Source organism: Kitasatospora sp. NPDC092039 (assembly GCF_044756065.1).
In the GTDB taxonomy this organism is placed as follows: domain Bacteria; phylum Actinomycetota; class Actinomycetes; order Streptomycetales; family Streptomycetaceae; genus Kitasatospora.
Genome location: NZ_JBIVSD010000011.1, coordinates 163,542 through 179,734 on the forward strand (window position 1 = coordinate 163,542; position 16,193 = coordinate 179,734).

13 protein-coding genes are annotated in these 16,193 nt (G+C 72.5%); 11 read left to right on the forward strand and 2 right to left on the reverse strand.

Annotated features, from left to right (window positions below):
- The first annotated feature begins 279 nt into the window (after window positions 1-279).
- The 7 genes from ACIQI7_RS22455 (at window position 280) to ACIQI7_RS22485 (ending at window position 8,835) form a co-directional block, all read left to right on the forward strand.
- Window positions 280-663, forward strand: coding sequence for a roadblock/LC7 domain-containing protein (locus ACIQI7_RS22455; protein ID WP_401112726.1), 384 nt, complete (start codon window positions 280-282; stop codon window positions 661-663).
- Entirely contained in the window at window positions 660-2,126 is a 1,467-nt protein-coding gene (locus ACIQI7_RS22460) for a hypothetical protein (RefSeq protein WP_401112727.1), read from the forward strand. Before ACIQI7_RS22455 ends, ACIQI7_RS22460 begins: the two co-directional genes overlap by 4 nt.
- 47 nt (window positions 2,127-2,173) lie before the next feature.
- A complete protein-coding gene (locus ACIQI7_RS22465; RefSeq protein WP_401112728.1) occupies window positions 2,174-2,680 on the forward strand; it encodes a response regulator transcription factor in 507 nt (168 codons plus the stop codon).
- 70 nt (window positions 2,681-2,750) lie between these two features.
- Window positions 2,751-4,256, forward strand: coding sequence for a LuxR C-terminal-related transcriptional regulator (locus ACIQI7_RS22470; protein WP_401112730.1), 1,506 nt, complete (start codon window positions 2,751-2,753; stop codon window positions 4,254-4,256).
- Between the two features lie 125 nt (window positions 4,257-4,381).
- Entirely contained in the window at window positions 4,382-4,849 is a 468-nt protein-coding gene (locus tag ACIQI7_RS22475) for a hypothetical protein (RefSeq protein ID WP_401112732.1), read from the forward strand.
- A gap of 31 nt (window positions 4,850-4,880) precedes the next feature.
- A complete protein-coding gene (locus tag ACIQI7_RS22480) occupies window positions 4,881-6,743 on the forward strand; it encodes a glycoside hydrolase family 15 protein (RefSeq protein ID WP_401112734.1) in 1,863 nt (620 codons plus the stop codon).
- A gap of 10 nt (window positions 6,744-6,753) precedes the next feature.
- Window positions 6,754-8,835, forward strand: coding sequence for an NB-ARC domain-containing protein (locus tag ACIQI7_RS22485; RefSeq protein ID WP_401112736.1), 2,082 nt, complete (start codon window positions 6,754-6,756; stop codon window positions 8,833-8,835).
- A 109-nt stretch (window positions 8,836-8,944) separates the two neighbouring features.
- On the opposite strand, the gene ACIQI7_RS22490 is transcribed toward ACIQI7_RS22485, so the two are convergent.
- Together ACIQI7_RS22490 and ACIQI7_RS22495 are read right to left on the reverse strand one after the other, a co-directional pair.
- Window positions 8,945-10,093, reverse strand: a complete 1,149-nt coding sequence (locus ACIQI7_RS22490) for a helix-turn-helix domain-containing protein (protein WP_401112738.1) — start codon at window positions 10,091-10,093, stop codon at window positions 8,945-8,947.
- A 3-nt stretch (window positions 10,094-10,096) separates the two neighbouring features.
- Complete coding sequence (locus ACIQI7_RS22495; protein ID WP_401112740.1) at window positions 10,097-10,525, reverse strand: NUDIX domain-containing protein; 429 nt, start codon at window positions 10,523-10,525, stop codon at window positions 10,097-10,099.
- A gap of 177 nt (window positions 10,526-10,702) precedes the next feature.
- Between ACIQI7_RS22495 and ACIQI7_RS22500 the strand changes: the two genes are divergently transcribed.
- The 4 genes from ACIQI7_RS22500 to ACIQI7_RS22515 all read left to right on the forward strand — a co-directional run bounded on the left by ACIQI7_RS22500 (window position 10,703) and on the right by ACIQI7_RS22515 (window position 16,177).
- Entirely contained in the window at window positions 10,703-11,596 is an 894-nt protein-coding gene (locus ACIQI7_RS22500; protein WP_401112742.1) for a TauD/TfdA family dioxygenase, read from the forward strand.
- A 63-nt stretch (window positions 11,597-11,659) separates the two neighbouring features.
- A complete protein-coding gene (locus ACIQI7_RS22505; protein WP_401112744.1) occupies window positions 11,660-11,830 on the forward strand; it encodes an FxLD family lanthipeptide in 171 nt (56 codons plus the stop codon).
- Between the two features lie 79 nt (window positions 11,831-11,909).
- Window positions 11,910-14,918 (forward strand): lantibiotic dehydratase, encoded by a 3,009-nt coding sequence (locus ACIQI7_RS22510; protein WP_401112746.1) that lies wholly within the window; start codon window positions 11,910-11,912, stop codon window positions 14,916-14,918.
- A complete protein-coding gene (locus ACIQI7_RS22515) occupies window positions 14,915-16,177 on the forward strand; it encodes a lanthionine synthetase C family protein (protein ID WP_401112748.1) in 1,263 nt (420 codons plus the stop codon). The genes ACIQI7_RS22510 and ACIQI7_RS22515 overlap by 4 nt, the downstream gene beginning before the upstream one ends.
- Window positions 16,178-16,193: the final 16 nt, after the last annotated feature.

Here is a 16,193-nt window from a genome sequence, read left to right on the forward strand (position 1 = left end):
CGAGGTCCAGATCAGCGTGCCGACGTGGTCCCAACGTTCCCGTGACGAGAAGCGGGGCTACAACTCTTGTTCGCTACGTCGTCGAGGCTGCCCGGCTCCGTCGATGGGGACAACTCAGTCCTCCCGGGGTTGTCCCCATCCACCCCCTCCCGCTCGCGCTGCCCCTTGGCCACTCTGAACGTGTTGGAGACGCCACCCGGCGATCCCCTCGGGTCCCAGCCGATCCTCAGGCTTCGGTCCCCTCACCCCACGTTCGTTCTGGCCAAGGAGGCTCACGCGTTGCGCCATCCGCAGTTCCTGAAGGACTTGGTCACCGGCACCGCCGGCACCATCGCCGCCATCCACGTCAGCCCCGAGGGGCTGGTCCTCGGCAGTTCACCCGGGGTCCGCGAAGACGAGGCCGACCACTGGGCGGCCGTGATGGCGGCGCTGCATGCCGTGAGCAGCCGCGGCGCCGAGATCATCGGCCGCCGCACTGCCGAGCACGCCTCCTGGGGGCACAGCGTGATCGAAGACCGGTCCGGCTGCACGCTGATTCTCGTCGGTGCCAACGACGGCACGATGCTCGCCGTGGTATGCGGGAAGAACGCTCAGTTGGGCGATGTCGCCGCCAGGCTCGTCGAACTGGCGGACAGCACCGTCGCCAGGGGGGCTGCGGCGTGAACCCGATCTCGACCAAGATCCCCATCCGCCTGCGGCGCCCGTTGCCGCTGCCCGATGTCCTCGGCACCGTGCACATCCCCGACCCACTCAGCCCCGGCATGGCTGGACTGGCCTCCTACCTCACCCGGCGCCACGCCCGGATCACGATCTCGCCCGTGCAGGCGGACCTTCGTCCCGAGCTGGTCGAGCGGCTTGAACGTCACGGGGCCGTCCTCCGCGGGGCCGCGCCCGGTACGGCCTCGCTGGTCTGGGGCGGTGATAACACCGTGACCCACGACATCACCAGCCACATCGCCGGCCACGGTCTGCCCATGATGGGCTACGCACGGGCCATCGAGCTGCTGGCCGGCACGGCGCCGATCACGGTCGCCGTCGCGGGCAGCCATTCGACCACCATGGCTGCCGCCGCGCTCACCTGCGCGCTCGTCAGCCGCGATCCCGGGTGGATCCTCGCCGAGGCCCCGATGGGGGACACTGCCGGCTATGACGGCGGCGGAGAGGTCCTGGTGGTGGACCTCTGCCCGGACGGCTCCAGCCACGAGACGTCGCCGCCCGGTTGGCGCTTCCGCACGCTCGGCGAAGGGCTGAGCCCCACGGTGACGCTGGTCACCGCCGTGGATGCGGCACCGCCGGCTTTCTGGAACCAGCAGGAAGCGCTGGACCAGATGGAGGACCTCGCCCGGCGGAGCGACACGGTGGTGGTGTGGGCCGCCCAGCCCGGGTGCAAGGAGCTCGCGGACCGGCTGCGCAGGCACCGGCCGGGTCCGAGGGTGGTGACCGTCGGCCGCGGCACCGACATGGACGTCCAGGTGCTCCGGACGTTCTGGACCGGGGAGGACCACCGCGTCACCGTCCAGGCCGACGGCGAACGCCACACGTTCACCGTGCCGGTCGCCGGTACGAACAACGCCATGGCCGTGGCCGCCGCGTGCGCCGCGGGCTGGGCTCTCGGTGTTCCCGGCCGTGAACTCGTCGACGGACTCGGCGCGTTCGCGGGCGTCGAACGGTCGCTGACCCGGCTGGGCTCGACGGGCGGCATCGACGTCGTCGAGTCCCGGGCTGTGCACCCGAAGGAAATCGCTGCCGACCTCCAGGGCGCCCGGATGCTCACCGAGGGCGCGGTGGTCGCCGTCTACGAGCCCTCCGGGCACCTGCGGTCGAACGCCCTCGCCAGTCTGATCGCCGAAGCCTTGGGCGCCGCCGACCGGACCGTACTGCTTCCCGTCCACTCGACATTCCCCCGCGGTCAAAACCACGCTGACGGCGGCGAATCCATCCTCAACGCCAGTTCCACCGGCACGGTGATCCGCTTCGAGTCCGACCTGCACCGGCAGGGCTCCGAGGCCCTGGTTGCCTCCCTCGTGCAGCAGGGCGACCTGATCCTCACCATCGGCTCCCAGGCCGCCCGGCGGATCGGGCCCTCGCTGCTGGCCGCTCTCCACCGGCCGCAGCCCGCCCGATAGCCCCAACCCCACCCCCGTCACGACCCCGCTCCTGTTGGAGGTCCCCCATGCCCACACCCGTTCCCGTCAAGCCCGATCTGTCCGACGCCGACGTCCTCCTCCTGCAGCAGGTGGCCCGCGGCGCCCTTCGCGGCGAGACCAGCCGCGCCACCGGTATCGAGAAGGCCAAGGTCGGCGCCGCCGTCGGCGCCCTGGCGACGAAGGTCGGTGCGAAGTCGCGCTTCCACGCCTCCGCTTTGGGTGCCGCCTGGGGCTTGGTGACGGACGTGCACGTGATGAACCCCACCGGAAAGTCGCTGTCGGCGCGGCACGTCGAGGTCCTCGCCTGCCTGGTGGGTGGTGAGGGCCCGGCCGCCATCGCAGAGCGGCTGGGGCTGACCGTGAACACGGTGAAGACCTACATCCAGACGATCCTCCGGGCCCTCGGGGTTCGGTCGAGGGAGCAGGCGAGCGCGGCGGCCGTGTTGGCCGATCTGGTGCCGTTGCGAGCCTTGGGGGCCGGTTGGCCGAACGTGAAACTCAGCGAACTTCCGCAGCCGACGGGGACGCGCTGATGCCGCGCCGCATCCGGCAGGCCGGAGGCCCCGGCGTGCTGCCGATTCCCACGCCCGGGGTGATCGGCTGATGCGGACGAAGGTACCGCGCCCGACGCTGACCGCGCAGCAGGTCGCGGTGGTGGACCGGGTCGGCCTCGGGATGACGAACGCGGAGATCGGCGCGGCGATGAACCTGGGTGTCGACACTGTCAAGGGCTACCTGCACCAAGTGTACGACCGGTTGGAGACGACGAACCGGGTTCACGCCTTCGTGCGGGCGTGGCAGTCCGGTCTGCTCCCCCGTAAGGCCTCGATGGGTGCTGCTCCGGTGCTGTCCGACGAGCAGAAGTTGATCCTGCGGATCTGGGCGCAGGGTGGGAACCGCCGCGATGTCGCCCGCGCGCTGGAGGTCCGGGAGAGCGCGGCTGAGCTCTACGAGGACGCCGTCCTGGATGCCCTCGGTACTCGCAAGCGCGTTGTCGCCGTCCGCCGGGCGCTCGAACACCTGCTGATCGATCCGGCCTGGGACACCCTGGCCGACCTCACCACACCCATGGCGGCCGATCCGGGCCAGGGCCGCACCCTGCACCACCGAACGAGAGGAGGGGCCGGTGCATCCGAGCCCGTAGACGAAACGCACGCCGAACCCGAACACCCTGATCCGCTGGAACGCTCGGTCGCGATGCTGCGCTCCGCGCAGGGCCTGGCCGTGCACCTCGGTGCGCTGGCCGGCCTGCCGGAGGTGCCGTCGCTGGCGGCAGTCCTGGCCGGGGCGGCACTTCGCGGGGCGGCGCCGGCCGTCGTGCGGCTGGTGCACCAGGCGCTGGCCCTCGGTGTCCCGTGCGCCTTGGTGTTTCCCGCGGCAGTGGACGATGCCGACTGTGCCGTCGAGGCGGTAGGTCTGGGAGCGGCCTGGTCATGCGCGGTCCGCCAGGGGGCGTACGACCGCGGCACCGCCGCCTATCTGGAAGCGGCTCACTTGCTCGGGGCCCCGCTCGACGAGCTGGTGGTCGTGTGCACCACCGACCAGGCGCCCGTGGCGGAAAGAGCCGGGCTCCGCAGGATTCTGACGACCCCGAGCATTGTGCCGGGCACCAGGCCTCGACGTCCCCCGCGACCCGAGTTGAACGCACTGGAACGCCGGATCGCCGAACTGGCCGCACAGGGACTGGGCGTCGCCGAGATCGGCCACCGGGTCCATGCCGGGGAGTACCTGGTCCGGACCCGCCTGGCCGACTTGCGCCGGCGCATCGGCGCCGTGGACGACGCACACCTGGTCGTCCGCCTGATCACGGCGAAAGCGATCAGCACCGAGCGGCTGCGCGCCGATCTGCCCGACCTCGCCCCCGAGCTGGATCAGGCGGGGCGGGCCGTGATGGCGCTGATCTGCACCGGGACGCTGAGCGAGGCCGGGGCGAACGCCGTCGGCCTGAGCCTGCGCACGGCCCGCACGGTCGAGGGGCGCGTCGTCCGTGCGCTCTCCCGGCGCGGCAGCCGCACCCATGCTGCGGCCGTCGCCGTGCTCACCGGAATCGTCGTGCTGCCCCCGCCGAGCCACACCCACCCCTTGGAGCCGATATGCCCGGTGGCATGAACCCGGCCGCACGAACGGTCCTCTCCCGGCCGCCGTCCAGGCCCGCCGACCGACGCCCGCTCGCCAGGTCGTACGGAGGAACCCCACTTCTGCCGGACCGTGGACAGCCCGCCAAGGCTGGGGCAGTGCAGTACGTACGGGCGCCCTTCCTGACGTTGCCCGGCGACAGTCCGATCATCCTCCTGGTCGGTTCTGCGACCGGGCGTCCGCACTGGCAGCGGCACGCCTTCCGGCTGCTCGCCGACAACGGCTTCGCCGGGACCGTCCTCGACCCGTACGTGCCCGGCGACACCGAGCTGCCGTGGCGCACGGGCTGGCTCGCCCGAGCCGAGGAGGCAGCCGACGTGCTGCTGTGCTGGCGGCCGCTCGGCCCGTGGCCGGTCACCCGCGCGCACCGCACCCACGTTGTCGACCGACGTCGTCCGGCGATCGTCGTCGGGTGTCCCGCCGACGCCGGCTGGCAGGAAGCCACCCGGCGCTGCCTCGCGGCGGATGTACCCGATCTGCCGGTGCACTCCACGCTCCACGCCACCGTCGAGGCGATCCTGCGGCTCTTGGAGCAGCCCGTCGCGCATACCCGACGCCGCCCCTGACAAGCTACCTCCCCACCAACCAGGACTTCGTATGCCCGTTCCCCTCCCGATCGAGGGCTATGCTCCGATCGGCAACGGCCGCTCCGCGGCGCTCGTCGACCTCCACGGTGCGATCCCGTGGCTGTGCCTGCCGGAGTTCGACTCGCCGGCGGTGTTCGCCGCGCTCGTGGGCGACCGGCGCCACGGCTACTGGTCGCTGTCCCCCGCCTCCGCTCAGCCCCTCCCCGTGACCCACCGCGCCTACCGCAGCGGCGGCCTCGTCCTGGACCAGGTCTGGGAACTGCCCGAGGGGACCTTGCAGGTCACCGAGTTCATGCCCGCCTCCGCCGCCGAGCGGCCCGCCCAGGTGATCCGGATCGCCAGGTGTCTGCGCGGCCGGGTCGGCGTCACCTCCCGCATCGTCGTCGCGCCCGACTACGGCCGCGCCCACCCCGCCCTGCGCGAGGTCACCGGCCCGGACGGCGTCCGGCGCTTCGCCGCCGAGTACCAGGGCGCCACCCTCTGGCTGGACGGTGTCGCCCACCGGTCCCGGCGACGCGGTGCCGCCGTTGCCGAGACCGTCCTGACCGCAGGGCAGCAGACCGCGTACGCCCTGACCTGGCAGAACGTCGGTGCCTCGGTTCCGCCCGTACCCGACCCCGGCCAGGCGCTCGCCGCCACGCTGCGGGAGTGGGCCGACTGGAGCGCCAACGTCACCTGCACCGGGCACTACCGCGACGCGGTCCTCGGCTCCGTGGCCGTCCTCGGCTCCCTCATCCACCACCCCACCGGCACGGTCATCGCTGCCCCCACCACCTCCCTGCCCGAGGAGATCGGCGGCGAACGCAACTGGGACTACCGCTACGCGTGGCTACGCGACTCCGCGCTCACAATCCGGGAACTGCTGCGTGCCGGGCACTTCCTGGAGCAGGCACGTGCCTGGCGGACGTGGCTGGTCGACACGATCGGCGACCCGACCACCGCGCGGATCATGTACCGGCTCGACGGCAGCAGCGAACTCACCGAGACCGTCCTGGACCATCTGCCCGGCTACCAGGGCTCCCGCCCGGTGCGGATCGGCAACGGCGCGGCCTGCCAGCTCCAGCTCGACGTCTTCGGCTACGTGGTGGACGCCCTGCTGGCTGCCGAGGACGCCGGCCTCGAACCGGATCCCTCCGCCGACGCGCTGCTGCTCGGACTGGCCGAACTCGTCGTCGCCACCGCCCACAAGCCGGACCGGGGCATCTGGGAGATCCGCGGGCCCGAACGCCACTTCACCCACTCCAAGATCATGGCCTGGGTCGCGATCGACCGGACCGTCCGACTCCTGGAACGCCGCCCGGACCACGACCGCGCCGCCCTGGCCCGCCTGCGCGGAGTCGCGGCGCTCCTCCACACCGACATCCTCGCCCGGGGCTACGACGAGGAGCGCAACGCCTTCACCCAGTCCTACGGCAGCCGCGAGCTGGACGCCTCCCTACTGTTCCTGCCGCAGACCGGCTTCCTGCCGCCCGACGACAAGCGGGTGATCGGCACCATCGAAGCCATCCAACGCGAACTCGCCACCTACGACGGGCTCGTGCTGCGCTACCGCACCCAGCAGGACGCCGACGCCAACGTGGACGGCCTCGCGGGTGAGGAGGGCGCGTTCTTCGCGTGCTCGTTCTGGCTCGCCTCCGCGCTCGCCCTGATCGATCGTACCGACGAGGCCCGCGAGCGTATGGACGCGCTGCTCGCCCTGCGCAACGACGTCGGCATCCTCGCCGAGGAGTACGACCCCGGCAGCGGCCGCCAGCTCGGCAACACCCCGCAGGGGCTGAGCCACCTGGCGCTTGTCAACGCCGCCGTCACCCTCGGCGCCCCCTCCGCCCCTGCCCTTCCGAGTCCCCGGACCGGCGCCGTTGCCTCGCTCTGACGACCGCTCCGTGCCGACCCTCTCCAACCGCATCGACGGTACCCACGTTCACCACGCCGTCCAGGCCGCCCAGATCCGTGACGTCCACTTCCATCCCGCCGCGCCGACTCGGCCGATTCCCCGACAACTCGCGGCGGTGACACGGGTGTTCACCGACCGCGCGCACGATGTCGCCGCCCTGGACGGGCTGCTCACCGCGCCACCGGAGGGCACCGCTCCGGTGATCGTGATCACCGGGCCCAGCGGGATCGGCAAGACCGCCCTGGTGTCACGCTGGGGCGTCCGGCACGCCGAGCGGTACCCGGACGGGCAACTCCTCGTGCGGCTTCGCGCGGGCACCGTCAGGGGCCCGGGCCCGGCCGCCGAAGCCGCCCGATCCCTACTCCGTGGCCTCGGCACCAACGACGTAGAACATTTCCCCTGGAAAGAGGAGGACTTGCAGGCGCTGTGGCGGTCCAGCGCCGCCACCCGACGGCTGCTGGTGGTGCTGGAAGACGCCGCCACCGCCGACCAAGTTGTACCCCTGATCCCCGCCACCAGTGAGTGCCTGGTCGTCGTCACCAGCCGCTCACCGCTGCCCGCGCTCGCCGCTCTCGGCGCTCACCATCACCACCTGGGCCCGCTCACGCCCGCCCATGCCGTCCAGCTGCTCAGCCGCATCCTCGGCGAGGACCGGGTGCGCGCCGAGCCGGCCGCCGCCGAGGCCCTCGCTCGCGCCTGCAACGGCAACCCGCTGGCCCTGGCCCTGGCCGCCGGCGCGGTCGTCCTCGCCCCCGCGCACCCACTCGCCTCCCACCCCGCGCTCGTTGCAACCGAATTGGAGAGTCTCCCCATGACCACCGCCGTCGCCCTCGCATCGCTACCCGAACCCGAGGCGCGCCTACTCCGGCTCGCCATAGTGATCCCCGCGCCCGACCTCGACCACCTCACCGTGGCCGCCGCCACCGCCACCCCCGCCGCCCACACCCTGCAGCTGCTGCACGAACTCGCGGCCCGGCACTTGCTGGACCGCACCGGCCGCCAGTCCGTGCGCGGCGACGTCTACAGCATCCGACCCGAGGTCCGCGAACTGATCCGCGACCCCGTCCACAACCAGCGGCTCGTGGTGCAGCGCTATCTCGACCACCTGATCGCCGCCGCCCAGGACACCGTCCAGCGCCTCACCCCGCACCACCGCGTGCTGCCCCGCCAGCACCGCCACCATCCTGCCGAGCCGGTGCACATCACCGACGACCGCACCGCCCTGGACTGGCTGGAGGCCATCGCTCCTGCGGTCCTGCCCGCCCTCGCCGCCGCCCGCACTCTCGGCGAGCACCAGGCGGCCGCGGTCATGGTCCACGACCTGTGGCCCCTGTTCCACCGCCTGCGGCGTACCGACCTGAGCGTCACCTGCCACAAGCTGGGCCTCGACTCCGCCCGGATCTGGGGCCACCCCATGGCCACGTACGAGATGACCACCACCCTGGCCATCTCGCACAAGCGGGCTGGAGAGCACGAGGACGCCCTCCGGCTCTACGAGGACGGCCGTACGCTCGCCACCGAGGACCAGGACCTCGAGCGCGTCGCCCAGTGCACCGCCGGCATCGGCGCCACCCTGTACGACGCCGGGCGGTACGCCGCCGCCGAGCCCGAACTCACCCGCGCGATCGAGCTCTACGCCGACCTCGACGACCGGCGCGGCGCCGGCCTCGCCGAGGTCCTTCTCGGCTCCGCCGCCGCCCGCCAGGGCAACACCGACCTCGGCATCCCCCTGCTCCGGCAGGCCCTCGCCGACCTCGAATCGCTCACCCCTCCCGACCCGCTGAACGTGGCCCGGGCGAAGGTCTTCCTGGGCGAGGCACAGTCGCTGGCCGGCGAGCACGAACTCGCGGCCACCACCATCAACATCGCCGTACAGGAATTCGTGCACCTCGGTCACCGCCACTGGGCTGCCTACGGCATCGAGTTCCTCGGAGAAGCTGCCGAGCGCGGCAACCTGCTCGCGGTCGCCGCCAGCTGGTACGCCACCAGCCAGGAGCAGTACCGGAACCTGGGCAGCAGCCGCGATGTGGAACGCCTGCAGAGCCGACTGCTCGCGCTGCTGACCGAGTGACCTCCGCTAACCGAGCGGCAGCCCCACCCCGCCGTGCCAGATGGTTCAGTCCAGAGCTCAGGGATGTGAATCCGCCGTGTTCACCCTCGCGTCACCGACAAGCCGGAGATCAGGCCGCTATCTCTGCCCGCAGCCGTGCCAAGGCTTCGCCCGCACGCTCCCGGACCTCGGGCAGGCTGCGGCCGGCCCGCACGACGCGCTGGAGCTGGTGCGGCAGGTGGTGGATGGTTGCTCCGTCGACCGCCGCGCCGAGCTGCCGCGCCGCTCCGGCCGGGTCCCCCTTCCTGAGCAGCACCTCGCCGGCGGTGATCGCCGCGATGATCCGCCACTGGGAGGTCGCTGCGAGTCCGGCGATGGGCGCGTGGTCGAGGTGTCGGACGGCTTCCGTGACCCGGCCGGTGCTCATGAGACCGCGGAGGCGGACCTCGTGGAGGGTGAACTCGGAGAAGAGAGCGGTGGGCGGTGCCTCGTCCAGGAGCCGGTGGCCTTCCTCGACGGCGGTGTCGAAGACGGCGGCGTTTCCCGCGGCGCCGGCAGCGCGGGCGAGCAGGACGACCGCCTCGGTGCGTTCGGTGGCGGTGCGGGCGGTGTCGCGGGCCTGCCCGAGCCGGTCCAGCGCACGCAGGTGCAACCCGGCTTTGCGAAGCTCGTTGCCGTGGTGGCGCAGGGCGTTGGCGTGCAGGCCGGGGTCTGCCAGGCGCCGGGCGACGTTCAGGCCCTTGCCGGTCCAGCGGGCGGCGGTGACCAGGCGCTCCTCCGGCAGGACGTGGCCGAGGGCGACGCCGAGGCCGACGCGGGCTCGGGCGAGCAGACGCAGGGTGTCGAGGTCGGCGTGGCCGTCGGCGGTGCGGGCCTCCAGGCGGGCGACCAGCGGCCACAGCTCGGCGACGGCGGTGGTGGCCTGGCCGGCCTGGCGGGCGATCTCGGCCAGGCGCAGCACGGATTCGGCGAGCTGGATCACGAGTTGGTGGTCTGCGTCGGTGTCGTCGGTGATGCCGAGGCAGTGCGGCGGGAGGCCGAGTCGTTCGGCGATGTGGCGCAGGGCGCCGAGGTCGGTGATGGTGCGCGAGCCGGTTTCGATGCGGGAGACGTAGCTGGTGGAGTAGCCGAGGAGGTCGGCGAGTTCTTGTTGTGGCAGGCCGTGGAGTTCGCGGTAGAGCTGGAGGATCTCGGGCAGGGCTCGGCGGTGCAGGATGTCCTGGGCTCTTGGGGTGGTCCAGTGCCAGCGGATGCCGCCGTGGGGGTCGATCCGGGCCATTGGTCAGGCCTGGGGGTGCAGTTCGTACCAGCGGGCGATGGAGTCCTTGTAGCCCTGCGGCATGGCCAGGCCGGGTACCTCGTCGCGGTGGAAGAGTCCGGCTTCCTTGTGCTCGTGGCTGACGACCGGAGCCCGGTGCGCGTCGGTGGCGGTGCAGCCGTAGGTGACGATGAAGACCTGGCGGCCGGGGATGGGTTCGTACATCCACACGTCCAGAAGGGGACCGGCGGTCGCCGTCCAGCCGCTCTCCTCGTGGATCTCGGTGACGACCCGGTCTTCGGGGGTCTCGGTACCCTCCAGCTTCCCGCCGGGCAGCTCCCACTCCTGGCGCTCGTTCTTCAGCAGCAGCACCCGCTGCTGGGGGTCGAGCACGACGCCCTTGATGGAGATCGGGAAGGCCTTTGGCACATAGGGCTGTTCTGTCTCGGTCATCGCTTCTTCCGGGGCACGCGAACGGGCACGGGCTTGTCGAAGGTAGCAGTCGCGGGCCGGCGCGAGGTCCCGCATCCCGGCGATCGCGCTTTGACAATCTGTCACTTTCCATTGGGCGGATGGGGCGTGGAGAGTGTGTCGTCTCCCACCCACTCGGTCCCACGAGGGAGCTTCACCATGCCGTTATTCGACACCCATGGCCTCAGCGGCGAGGAGTTCACCACGGACGGACTGGACGGAGCGGTGCGCGAGCGGGCCGGTGAGGTGCTGCGCGAGCACGGGCTGCTGAGGCTCGCCAGGCTGGGCGGGCGCGACGATGTACTTCTCGCGGCCGGCCGGTTGATGTCCTCGCTTTGGCAGCACCGGGATGCCGACCCCGACGGGCTGACCGTCATCCGCGACACCGGCCACCACAGCGGACGGCCGGGCTTCGAGGGCCTGGGGCACGGCGCGCTGGCTCTGCACACCGAGTGCGCGCAGCATCCGGATCCGCCCCGCCTGCTTCTGCTGGCGTGCGCTCGGGCGGGCGACAGCGGCGGTGAGAGCCTGTTGGTCGACGGCCTGGCCGTCCTCGCCGAGCTGGCCGCGCACCACCCCGCGGCCATCGAGGCATTCTCCGCGGACCGGGCCGCCTACTTCGGCGGGTCGAGCGGCCACTTCGCCCCGGTGCTCCAACAGCTGCCCGCCGGGCGGTGGCGGCTGCGGCTGCGCCAGGACGGCCTGGCCCGGTTCTCCCCCGACGCCCAGGCGCGTCTGCCCGCCCTGCGCCAGGCGATCGACCGGAACACCCACCGACTACGGCTGGCCCCCGGCCAGGGCGTCGTGCTGGACAACCACCGTCTGCTGCACGGCCGCACCGCCTTCTCGGGCGAGCGGCTGATACTGCGCGCGCTGGGCGAGGCGCACCACGCGCTCGGTCTCGGACCCGGCTTCCCCCAGCCGTGGTCCCTGCCCAGCCTCTCGACCCCGCACGCGGACTCCGAACCCGCGGGGGCCTCCGTCGGACCGCCCTCCCTCGCATGGCAGCCGGCCTTCCACACGCGGCGCTGCCGCCCCACCGACTCCTGGTGACGCGGGGCGCACCCGCGCCCCGGCTCCAGGTCCCGCAAGGGAATCCCTCAAGGAGGAGCCACCATGGCTCAGATCATCCCGGCCGAGACCAAGGCCACCACGGCCGTCGCCACCGGCGACGAGTTCGACCTCGATGTGCGCACCGTCGAGACCACCGACGCGGCCAGCCTGCAGGTCCTCACCGACGACGGCTGCGGCTCCACCTGCGGTGCCTGCACCACCGGCGTGCACTGACCGTCTCGGGTGGTTCCTCGGGACCAACTCCCGGGGAACCACCCGCCCCGCCCGACTCCCAAGCCCGAGGTTCGCAGCTATGCGCCCACCCGCTTCCACGGCCGCCTACCGCGCTGCCGACGCGGCGCTTGTACGTGCCGTCGCCCGCCCCGACGTACCCGTTCCGGCTTGGCCCGACCTCTCGGCCACCGGTCCTGCCGGGACCCTTCAGCAGGCACAGTGGCTGCGAGCCCTGTGGGCCGACGAGCGCCTCGCCCAGGCGCTCGAACTGGCCAGTCCAACCCTCGCCGATCGCGTCGCCCGGTTGCTCGGCAACCTGCAGCCCTCCCCGCGCGAAGTGCGGCGTGCCGCGATCTCCACCGCCCGCTATCTCCTGCGCGCGGCCGGCCGCGCCACCCCATTCGGGCGCTTCGCGGGTGTGCAGGCGGCATCGTTCGGACCGTCCTGCGACGTGCGCTGGGGCGACGGGCACCATGTTGTCACCAGCATCTCGGAGTCCTTGCTCGCGCAGACTGTCGGCCTGCTGGAACGCTGCCCCGCCGTGTTGGCGCTCCTGGACGTGCGGGCGAACAACGCCGTCCAGGTGCGGGGCGAGCGCCTCGTCGTCCCCCACCGACCGGTCCCCCGGGCCGACGGCAGCACGGCCGCGGCCGAAACAACCCTGCGTCACACCCGCCCCGTCTCCTTCGCCCTCGCCGCCGCGCGCGTCCCACTCCGCTTCCGGGACCTGGCCGAGCACGTCCACACCGAGTTCCCCGCCGCATCGGCCGAACAGGTCACCGGCATCCTGTCCGAGCTTGTCGCCCAGCGTGTACTCATCACGAACCTGCACGCTCCGGCGACCGACCCCGCCCCGCTCGGACACCTCCTCACGGTCTTGTCGAAGATCAGCGCCGACCACCTCCCCGAGGCAGCCGAGATCCTGACGGACCTTCGGACCGCCGCCAGCCGTCCGCCGGTGGCCGCCGTTGACCTTCGACTGGACGCCGACCTGGTTGTCCCCCACTCGGTGGCTGACGAGGCTGCCCGAGCCGCCCACCTGCTGGCCCGGCTCAGTTCCTCGCCCAACGGCACAGCAGCATGGCGGGCCTACCACCAGCGCTTCTACGAGCGCTACGGCCGCGGCACCCTGGTCCCGCTGCTCGACATAGTGGCCGACAGCGGAATCGGCTGGCCCGACGGCTACCCCGGCGCCCGGCCCGCAGAGAAGCCGCGCTTCGACGAGCGCGACGAGTTGCTCGCTGCCCTCGCTCAGCGAGCTGCGCTCGACGGCGAGCGCGAGATCGTCCTCGACGAGGCGCTGCTCGCCGCGCTCGACCTGGGCCCGACCGAGCCCCGGCTGCCGCCGCACGTGGAAATCGTCGCCCACGTCCACGCCCGCTCCCCACAGGCACTCGACCGCGGGGACTTCCAGCTGGAGGTGGTGTCGGCGTCCCGAGCGGCCGGCGTCTGCATCGGTCGCTTCCTCCACCTCCTCGAACCCGAGCACCGAGCGGCGTTCACCGAACTGCTCACGAACCTGCCGACGATGGACGAGCACACCGTGACCGCTCAGCTGTCGTTCCCCCCGCTGGACGCGTCCACCGGGCACGTCGCCCGCAGCGTGCCCACCGGCCAGCTGGTGATCAGCCTCGCCGAGCACCGCCCCACCACCGAAGGCGTCCTCGGCCCCGAGGACCTGGTGGTCGGCTGCGACGGGCAGCGAATGTACCTGGCGGCACCGGTACTCGGTGTGAGGATCGAGGCCGCCGCCACCCACGCCCTGAACCTGCGCCACCACACCCCGCCGCTTGCCAGGCTGATCACCGAACTGTCCCACGCCCAGGCCGCGCAGGTCACCCGCTTCGACTGGGGCTCGCTCCACGCACTGCCCTTTCGGCCTCGGCTGCGGCACCGGCGGGTCATCCTCTCCCCCGCCATCTGGCGCCTCACCGCCGCCGAACTTCCTTCCGGGGACGCCTCGCAGCGACGGTGGGATGAGGCCCTCACGTCGTGGGCGGAGCGGCGCCGAGCCCCGCGACACGTGATGCTGGCCGCCGACAGCCAGGGCCTGCCGCTCGACCTCGACCACCCCGGCCACCGGGCCCTGCTACGCGACCACCTCCGCTCCGCCCCGCACGCGGTCCTGGTCGAGGAGCCTGAGCCCGCCAATCTCGGCTGGGCAGGCGGCCGAGCCCACGAGATCGTCATCCCGGTCACCGCCACCCGCGCACCGGCATGGCCGCGCCTGCCGAAGCCCACCCCGGCCCGGATCTTGAAACGGAGCCACGGCGAAGCACCAGGCACCTCCCGTATGCTCCTCGCCTCGCTCTACGGCGACCTGGAACGCCAGAACACCGTTCTCGCCCGCCACCTGCCCGACCTCCTCACCCGCCTCGGGCACCCGAAGTGGTGGTTCGTCCGCTTCCGCAACCCACGCCACCACCTGCGGCTGCGCATCGCCCTGCCCGACCCGGGTGCCTACGGCCCCACAGCCGCCGTGGTCAGCGCCTGGACCGCCGAGCTCCACCAGGCCGGGCTGCTCGCGGAGGTCGTGTACCCCACCTCGTACACGGAGATTGGCCGGTGGGGCGAAGGACCCGCTTGGGCCGCAGCGGAGGAGGTCTTCCGCGCGGACTCCGCCGCCGTCCTCGCCCAGTTCTCCCAACCCGCGCTGCCCCACCGACAGGCCATACTCGCCGCCCATGCGGTCGCCATCACGGCAGGGTTCATCGGGTCGACCACAGCCGGGCTGCACTGGCTCGTCGACAACGTCCCCGCCCAGGCACCAGCCACCGTGCCCAGGCCGGTGTTCCGCGAGGCCGTACGGCTGGCCGACCCGGCTCACGACTGGGCAGCCCTGCGTGCCGAACCCAGCGGGGCCGCGATCGTGGAGGCCTGGCACGCGCGTCACCGAGCGCTCGACGCCTACCGCCACTTCTTCCCCGGACCGCACACCGAAGGCATGCAGGCGGACGACGTCCTCGGCTCCCTCCTGCACTGCGGCTTCGTCCGCGCTCACCGCATCGACTTCGACGACGAGGCCCAGGCCCTCTACCTGGCGCGCGCCGCCGCCCTGGGCCGCCTCTCCCGGGACGGTGACCGGTGACCACCCCGCACCCCGCCCTGCTGCTGTCCGACCGGATCGCCGAACTGCTCACCGACCCCGAGGCCGTGCCGTCCTCCTGGTCCTCACGCCCACAGTGGCGCCAGTCACTCGCCCACGGCGCCCCGGGCATCGCCCTGCTCCACATCGAACGCGCCGCCACCGGACGAGGCCCATGGGAGCCGGTCCGCGCCTGGCTGTCCGTCGCCGCCAGGACCCCGGTGACGAGCGGCGCCGACAGCTACCTGTACTACGGCGCGCCGGCGCTCGCGCACGCCCTCGCCTGCGCCGCGCAGGCCCGGGTCGGTTCGTACCGGCAAGCCCTCGCCCATCTCGACCGGACCGTTGCGGCCGACGCGGTGCGACGCTGCGACGACGCTCTCGCCCGGATCGACCGTGGCGACCTGCCGATGCTCGCCGAGTTCGACGCCATCCGCGGCCTGACCGGCATCGGCGTGGTACTGCTCCGCCGTGACCCGGGGGGTGAGGCGATCCACCGAGTTCTGCGCTGCCTGGCCCGCCTGGCCGACGATGTCGAGCACAACGGCGAGGCCCTGCCCGGCTGGTGGACTCCCACCGGCCCGTCCGGCAAGCCGGACGCCGATCGATTCCCCAGCGGGCATGCCAACACCGGACTCGCACACGGCATCGCCGGACCCCTCGCCCTGCTCGCCCTCGCACTGCGCCGCGGCGTCGAGGTGGACGGCCAGCACGAGGCGATCCGCACCATCCTGGCCTGGCTGGAGCGCTGGCGCGACGGCCACGCCTGGCCCTACTGGATCACACGCGCGCACCTGACAGACCCCGACCGCAGGCCGCTGGCGCCACAGCGCCCGAGCTGGTGCTACGGCACCGCAGGCCTCGCACGCGCCCAACAGCTCGCCGCCCTCGCCATCGGCGACCCCCGCCTGCGCCACAACGCCGAGCACGCCCTCGCCGCAGCACTGGTCGACCCAAAGGCACTCGCGGCGACCACCGATCTGTCGGCCTGCCACGGCTACGCCGGGCTCGCTCACATCGCCCACCGCACCGCCGCCGACGCCCTCCCGAGCAGCGCGGCCCTCCTACGCCCTGCCACCGCTCTGCTCCTCGACACCGTCCACCCTCCCCACACCGACCCCGACGAGCAAGCCCACCGCCTCCTCGCCACGACGGGGCCCGCCCTCCTGGAGGGCGCCGCCGGCACCGCCCTCACCCTGCTCGCTCCCGCGACCGGCAGCACACCGGCGACCCGCTGGGACGCCTGTCTCCTGACTGCCTGACCCGAGGACCCCTTCG